The sequence below is a fragment of the Lysinibacillus sp. NPDC092081 genome (assembly GCF_044755845.1).
Taxonomy (GTDB): domain Bacteria; phylum Bacillota; class Bacilli; order Bacillales_A; family Planococcaceae; genus Lysinibacillus.
The window spans coordinates 35,821-42,629 of sequence record NZ_JBIVRU010000030.1 but is presented as its reverse complement, the minus strand read 5'-3'; the positions used below and the strand labels follow the sequence as shown (position 1 = coordinate 42,629).

The following is a 6,809-nucleotide window of genomic DNA, read 5'->3' as shown; positions in this document are numbered from 1 at the left end:
TTGTTTCTCGACAATTCAAGTATATATAAATCAGTGAATCTGTGCTTTTTTTATGCGCGAAATTGTATGAATACCCCAAGAAATATTATAGAACCTAAAAAAAGAGCAATCCCAAGAATTTTGAAATCGCTCTTTCTTATGTTTGAGGAATGTGATTGACACTTACATCGCTACTTTCAACTTACTCATCAAGATGATGGGATGAAGATTGTAACATCTGCGCATAGATGCCACCAGATTCCATTAATTTTTGTTGAGGGCCTGCTTCGACTAACTCACCTTTGTGCATAACAAGCACAATATCAGCATTGTGCACTGTATTTAAACGGTGAGCAATAACAAAACTTGTGCGTCCCTGCATTAACACATCGAGAGCCTCTTGAATCGCAAGCTCCGTAACAGTATCAATACTACTCGTCGCCTCATCCAACAACAAAATTTTCGGGTCAGCAATCAAAGCTCGTGCAATTGATAATAACTGCTTTTGACCTTGCGAAATTCCGCTGCCATCTGCGGCAAGTACAGTGTCATAGCCATCCTTTAGCGTCATGATAAAGTCATGTGCATTTGCACGCTTCGAGGCTTCTTCTATCTCTTCATCACTAGCATCTAATCGACCATAACGAATATTTTCACGTACAGATACTTCAAACAAAAACGGATCCTGCAACACAAAGGCCATTTGTGCGCGCAATGCTTGCCGTTCTATTTGTTGAACGTTTACACCATCAAATAAAACCTCACCCTTTGAACCCTCATAAAATCTTGCAATAAGCTGCAAGATCGTTGTTTTTCCTGCGCCAGTTGCCCCAACAAGAGCTACCGTTTGTCCGGGCTCCACGTTAAAATTAATGTCCTTCAAAATGTAAGCTTCCTCTGCTTGCTCATATTTAAAGTACACATGTTGAAAGCTCACCTGTCCTAGTAGCTTATGCTTCTGCGCTGAAGCAGCTTCCTCTTCAGGCTGTTCATCCAGTAACGCAAATACACGCTCAGCACCAGCAATCGCTGACAGCACGGTATTAAATTGATTGGCCAAATCATTTAACGGTCGTGTAAATTGCCTTGCGTATTCTGTAAAAATAACAATTACTCCGATTGACACATGCCCATAAAAAGCAAGTATGCCGCCAATACCAGCTACAATTGTAAAGCTCATATTGTTTAAAAAGTTCATGACCTTTGGAATATAACCAGAGTATGTCTGTGCCCAAAAGCCAGTACTTTTTAAGCGTAAACTTTTCTCGCGAAACTCCTCTTTCATTCGTTCCTCTTGTGAGAAAGCTTTCACGATTCTCTGGCCCGAAATTGTTTCTTCAATCATGCCATTCAAAGCTCCTATAGCCGCTTGCTGTTCCTTAAATAACGGTGCGGTTCTCCGTGTGATCCAACGCATCGCCCAAAACATAATCGGTATAATCATCATCGTTATTACTGTTAGTAAAGGACTTAAGCTTAGCATGATGATCACTGTTCCCGTCAATGTTACTACACTAGAAAACACTTGGATAAAGGAGCTATTTAATGTTGAGCTAACTGCTTCAATATCATTCGTCATCCGACTCATTAATTCCCCATGTTGACGGCGATCGAAAAAGGCAATCGGCAGTCTTTGGAAATGAGCAAATACACTCGTTCGTAATCTATAAATGGTTTGTTGAGCAATACCGATCATCCAATAGTTTTGCAAAAATAACGATACAGCTAATAGAGCATAAATGCCGATTAACAGCATAATCCCCTTCTCTAGTCCTGCAAGCTCTCCATGCGTTACGTACATGTCAATCATTTTACCGATTAAATACGGACCAAGGAGAGCCAAAAGGGAACTTGCCAAGACAAGTAACAGCACAATAATTAATAGTACACGTTGTTCATCAACTATTTTCCATAAACGTAGTAGTGTACTTTTCCAATTTGTCGCACGAGGTCCCTTCTTTTTCTTAACAGCCTGCTTCATATCATCTTTCGTCAAAATCGGCTCATAGCCAAAAGGTTTTTGGAAAAATCCCATTATTCCTCCACCTCCTGTTGGGAGATTGCGATTTTTTTATAGAGCGCTGAAGTTTGCAAAAGCTCTTCATGCGTCCCGTATGCTACCACTTTTCCTGCATCAATGAGTAAGATGCGATCAGCACCTCTAGCTGTCCGAATCTTTTGAGTGACCACTAGCATCGTTGCTTGTTCTTCACTCAATGCCTCCCATAGTGCCTGCTCCGTTTTAACATCAAGCGCACTTGTACTATCATCAAGCATTAATATATGCCCTTTTCTTAATAACGCTCTCGCAATCGATAATCTTTGTTTTTGACCACCTGAAAGATTGACACCCTTCTGACCGACTCTTGTCTCGTAACCGTTCGGGAAATCCTCCACAGAAGTATGGATTTGCGCTTGCATTGTAGCTTGTAGCACCGCATCCATTTCAGCCTCTGCATCGCCCCAACGAACATTATCAGCAATGCTTCCTGTAAATAATAAAGATTGTTGTGGAACATAGCCGATGATTTCGCGCAGTTCTTGTAAATCCCATTGCTGTACATCTTTCCCCTCTACTACTATTTTGCCTTCTGTGACATCATAGAAACGAGGAATAAGCTGTAGCAACGTAGATTTCCCTGCACCTGTTGCTCCCATAATGGCTAACTTTTCACCCGATTTCACTCGGAAACTTACATCGGAGAGGACAGGCGAGTCTTCCCCAGGATAAGTAAAGCTCACATGGTCAAAAGCTAATTCTCCAAAACTCATGCCATTAGATATTTTCTCTGAAGATGACGGTATCTCAATCTCATTTTCAGTTGAAAGAACTTCTGCCATACGCTCTGCTGAGGCTTTTGCCCGCGCATAAAAAATAATAATAAAGGCAAACATCGAGAACGAGCCTGTCATGCGCATGGCATAATTGACGATGGCAACAACATCTCCAAGTGGTGATGTACCTGCAGCTATTTGCTTCGTTCCAAACCACAGCACTGCAAGTAAACTCATATTCATGATGAATAACAGTACAGGCATAATATACTCCATTGTGCGTAGAGCCTTTACAGTATCTATTTTTAAGCGTGAGGCAACTTCATCAAAACGAGAGGCTTCATATGCACCGCGTAAATAAGCCTTCACTAATCGAATAGCCTGTAAATTTTCCTGCAGTACACGATTCAAACGATCAATTCTCTTTTGCACAAGTCCAAAATAAGACACGCCTTTTGCCACCATAAAAATAAGAAAGATCAAAATAATCGGTGCACCAATAACTAAAAACAACGCTAGTTTAGCATTTACAATAAAAGCCATAACGATGCTACCAACAACGGCTAGTGGTGCACGAAGCATAATACGCAAACTCATAAACAGCACTGTCTGAACTTGCGTCACATCATTCGTTAACCTTGTAATAAGAGAAGCCGTTGAGAATTTTTGATAAGTAGCTAATGTAAAGGATTGTATCTTTTCAAACAATGCATTTCGTAAATCATAGGAGAAACTCTGTGCTGTATGCGATGAAAAATATGAATTTACGACACCTGCTATAAAGGCTACGAAGGATAAGGCAAGTAAAACAATTCCCCATTGCCAAATCATCCCTTGATTTTGAGCTCGTACTCCATCATCTATGATTTTAGCCATAATAAGTGGCTGGGCGAGCTCCACAAACAATTCCACCAGCATTAAACAAAACGCAATTAATGCAGTCCATTTATAAGGCTTTACATAGGAAAAAATTTCTTTCACATTCTTCCCCCTTGTTCTTAAAGAAGTTCCATAAAATTCAAATATAGTGAAAAACTCCTATATAGATAGTATTTTTATGCTTTTCCTCCACCTACAGAAAGCCACGTTATACAAACAAACATAACGAATACACCAACTAATTGCCAATAACCTAACGATGTACCAAACACGATAACTGAAATAACCATTGCTGTTAGCGGTTCAATACTAGAAAGGATACTTGTCTCAACTGATGTAATGTAAATCCTCCTATAAGCATTCCCCAACCGACAACACGTAGTACACGCCAATCTTTCATCAAACGTGCAGGGTACTATGTGTAGAAGGCTAACGTAAGACCAACAACTACTCCTCATAATAAGTCTTTGCTACTAACTAACAAAGCGTCAAATGAAGCGTTCGTTAGTAGGAGGAAAAGATCTATAAGTGTACCAATAATTCCTAACACTTGATATTTCGGTGGGCATTTCTTTAAACTAAGAGAGACATAAGCAACAACAAATATCGGTGCTAAAAACTGTAATAAGGTAGCAAATACAGCATTACTTTCTTTGATTGCGGCCACAAAAGCAAACTGTACGCCCAACATTCCTGCTACCCGAATACAAAAAGTTGTCTACTCCATAGTTTTTGTTTCCAAATGCCGAAAAAATCTTTTCTAGTTAACAATCAATATGTAAGAAATATTATACTGTCAATGGCGGATGGTTGAGTAACCACCCCACTAAAGGTCAGTTGCACCCCATAACATCGCACCAGAGACGATAAATACCATTCCATTTAATTGTTTCATACAATTCCCATTCCCTATATAAATACTAAATAATGTTATTTTTAATCAATTATTCACTTATTTTTCACTAAAAAAGTCCCAAAATCTTTCATTATCAAATATTTACAATCATATTCATAATGACTAATTCCTGATAATTAACTATAATAATAGTATATATAGATTACTCAAGGAGATCGAAAAATCATGAGTCATATGCATAAATCATTTACGATTGATGAACATTATTTAAATTCACTCCCATTTCCAGCAATTGTCATGAATCAAGATGGACAAGCTATAAAATTGGGAAAACTTGCTGAACAGCTATTTGGTTTTTCAGCTACTACTACTAAAGAACATACCGCTTCATTTATTCACGAAAATTTACTACGTCAGCTTTCGTTAGAAAAGTTTCAAACCCTTTTACAAAATGATGACCGCACGTATATCAATCAAATTCAACTGAACACATATACAAATGAAGAAATTACAACAGCGCTGCTAGCTAATCCATTTACTGAACAAGGAGAGCGTTTCATTCTTATGATGTTTATGCTACCAGAATTAATGATTAATTCTGTCTCAAGTAGCAGCACTCTCGTAGACTTAAAACAGGGATTAGACTCGACATTTATGACAATAACACTTGATCATGATGGGTTCATTTTAGAATGTAATGCTGAATTTCTAAAAACAAGTCAATGGACACCAAAACGCGTTATTGGTAAAACGTTTTGGCAGCTGTTCCCTGAAAATAAAGAAAGTGAAAAGATCACAAATACTATCTGGCGTAATTTAAACAATGGCTATACGTGGCAAGGTGAAGTCGAAAAAATTACAAAAACAGGTCAGTCATATTGGGTACTTCTAACAGCTATCCCTACATTTAATCTTGAAACGAATGAGCAGCAATTTTTTTTAATTGAAAAGGATATCACGAAGTCCAAGAGCATACAACATCAGCTTGAAAAAATCGCTTATATCGATACAGAAACAGGCCTCATGAATGCACACCGACTTGAAAAGGTGATTTCCAAAATGATTGAGGAAGAAAGAAACTTCTCTTTTGTCTATTTAAGTATAGATAAATTTTATACGTTAAAAGAGTTACATGATCAGCAAATCGATCAAAGTCTTATTGTAGAGTTTACCAAGCGTATAAAAATGTACTTCCAAGATAGCACAATGGCACGTATTAATGAAAATGATTTTGTCGTGATTACACCATTAAGTGAATGGTTTATTCAAGGCTTCCTGTCTTACTTACAACAACATCCAATTTATAACAGTAATGTTGCGGTCCCTATTTCTATTAGTGGCGGAATTACACGTTATCCAGAGGATCAAACTACATTCTCCCAACTCATGAAGGCATCCATTGCTACTATTACAACTGTCCGTGAAGCAGGTGGCGATAAAATCGTCTCACTATCAAAAGCAACACATAAGGCATTAAATCGTAAAGCTTTGATTGAAAAACGTTTACTTCAAGCTCTTGACCAAAAAAACTTAAAAGTCCTCTATCAGCCACAAATTGATGTTACTTCAGGTAAAATTACAGCTGTAGAAGCACTAGTTCGTTGGGAAGATGAAGTAATAGGCGTTGTTTCACCAGATGAACTTATTCCAATTGCTGAGGAAACTGGTCTCATTAATAATATTGGTTCCTTTATGTTAGAAAAAGCTTGTGAACAAGCACTAATCTGGAAAAAAGCTGGTCTTGATTTAAAAGTATCCATTAACTCTTCTGTACGCGAATTCCGTGATAAAAACATGGCAAAGTCAATTCTTGAAACGTTAGCGAAAACTGGCTGTCCTGCAAGCCTTATTCAAATCGAAATTACAGAGAAATTTGCCCTAGAAGCAGAAGCTGCTACCTTTATCACACAGCAAATGCGTAAGCTTGAAAATGAAGGTATCGCCTTTATACTAGATGATTTCGGTACCGGATATGGTTCATTTAGATATATGCAAATTCTACCAATAGATACATTAAAAATCGATAAAGCATTTACAAGTTCTTTATTAAAATCTGAAAAAACCCAAAAGCTAATGAACGGTATGGTGCAACTCGGAAAATCTATGGAACTTAAAGTTGTAGCAGAAGGTGTTGAAACTGCTGAACAAGCAGATCTTTTGATTTCTTATGGCTGTGATGCAATTCAGGGTTACTATATTAGTAAACCAATTCATTCAGAGGAAATTGAAGCACTACTAGTTAAATAGTTAATTTAAAAAAGGAGGCTACGTTTAAGAACGTAACCTCCTTCTTTATAGTTATTCTATCCGCCTACATTTG

Annotated in this window: 5 protein-coding genes; 1 reads left to right on the top strand and 4 read right to left on the bottom strand. The window is 37.8% G+C overall.

Annotated features, from left to right (window positions below):
- Nucleotides 1–181 precede the first annotated feature (181 nt).
- From ACIQLB_RS23735 to ACIQLB_RS23720, 4 genes are all read right to left on the bottom strand, one after another.
- Nucleotides 182–2,014, bottom strand: a complete 1,833-nt coding sequence (locus ACIQLB_RS23735; protein WP_400731171.1) for an ABC transporter ATP-binding protein — start codon at nucleotides 2,012–2,014, stop codon at nucleotides 182–184.
- Nucleotides 2,014–3,735: an ABC transporter ATP-binding protein gene (locus tag ACIQLB_RS23730; protein ID WP_400731170.1), complete on the bottom strand. Its 1,722-nt coding sequence runs from the start codon at nucleotides 3,733–3,735 to the stop codon at nucleotides 2,014–2,016. The genes ACIQLB_RS23735 and ACIQLB_RS23730 overlap by 1 nt, the downstream gene beginning before the upstream one ends.
- A gap of 74 nt (nucleotides 3,736–3,809) precedes the next feature.
- Entirely contained in the window at nucleotides 3,810–4,001 is a 192-nt protein-coding gene (locus ACIQLB_RS23725; protein ID WP_400731169.1) for a hypothetical protein, read from the bottom strand.
- Between the two features lie 86 nt (nucleotides 4,002–4,087).
- Nucleotides 4,088–4,324 carry an EamA family transporter gene (locus ACIQLB_RS23720; protein ID WP_400731168.1) on the bottom strand — a complete coding sequence of 79 codons (237 nt, stop codon included), beginning with the start codon at nucleotides 4,322–4,324 and terminating at the stop codon, nucleotides 4,088–4,090.
- 390 nt (nucleotides 4,325–4,714) lie between these two features.
- Between ACIQLB_RS23720 and ACIQLB_RS23715 the strand changes: the two genes are divergently transcribed.
- A complete protein-coding gene (locus ACIQLB_RS23715) occupies nucleotides 4,715–6,736 on the top strand; it encodes an EAL domain-containing protein (RefSeq protein WP_400731167.1) in 2,022 nt (673 codons plus the stop codon).
- Nucleotides 6,737–6,809 lie beyond the last annotated feature (73 nt).

Coding starts and splice junctions, on each gene's coding strand:
- ACIQLB_RS23735 (WP_400731171.1), bottom strand. CDS start 2,014: ATGGGATTTTTCCAAAAACCTTTTGGCTATGAGCCGATTTTGACGAAA.
- ACIQLB_RS23720 (WP_400731168.1), bottom strand. CDS start 4,324: ATGTTGGGCGTACAGTTTGCTTTTGTGGCCGCAATCAAAGAAAGTAAT.
- ACIQLB_RS23715 (WP_400731167.1), top strand. CDS start 4,715: ATGAGTCATATGCATAAATCATTTACGATTGATGAACATTATTTAAAT.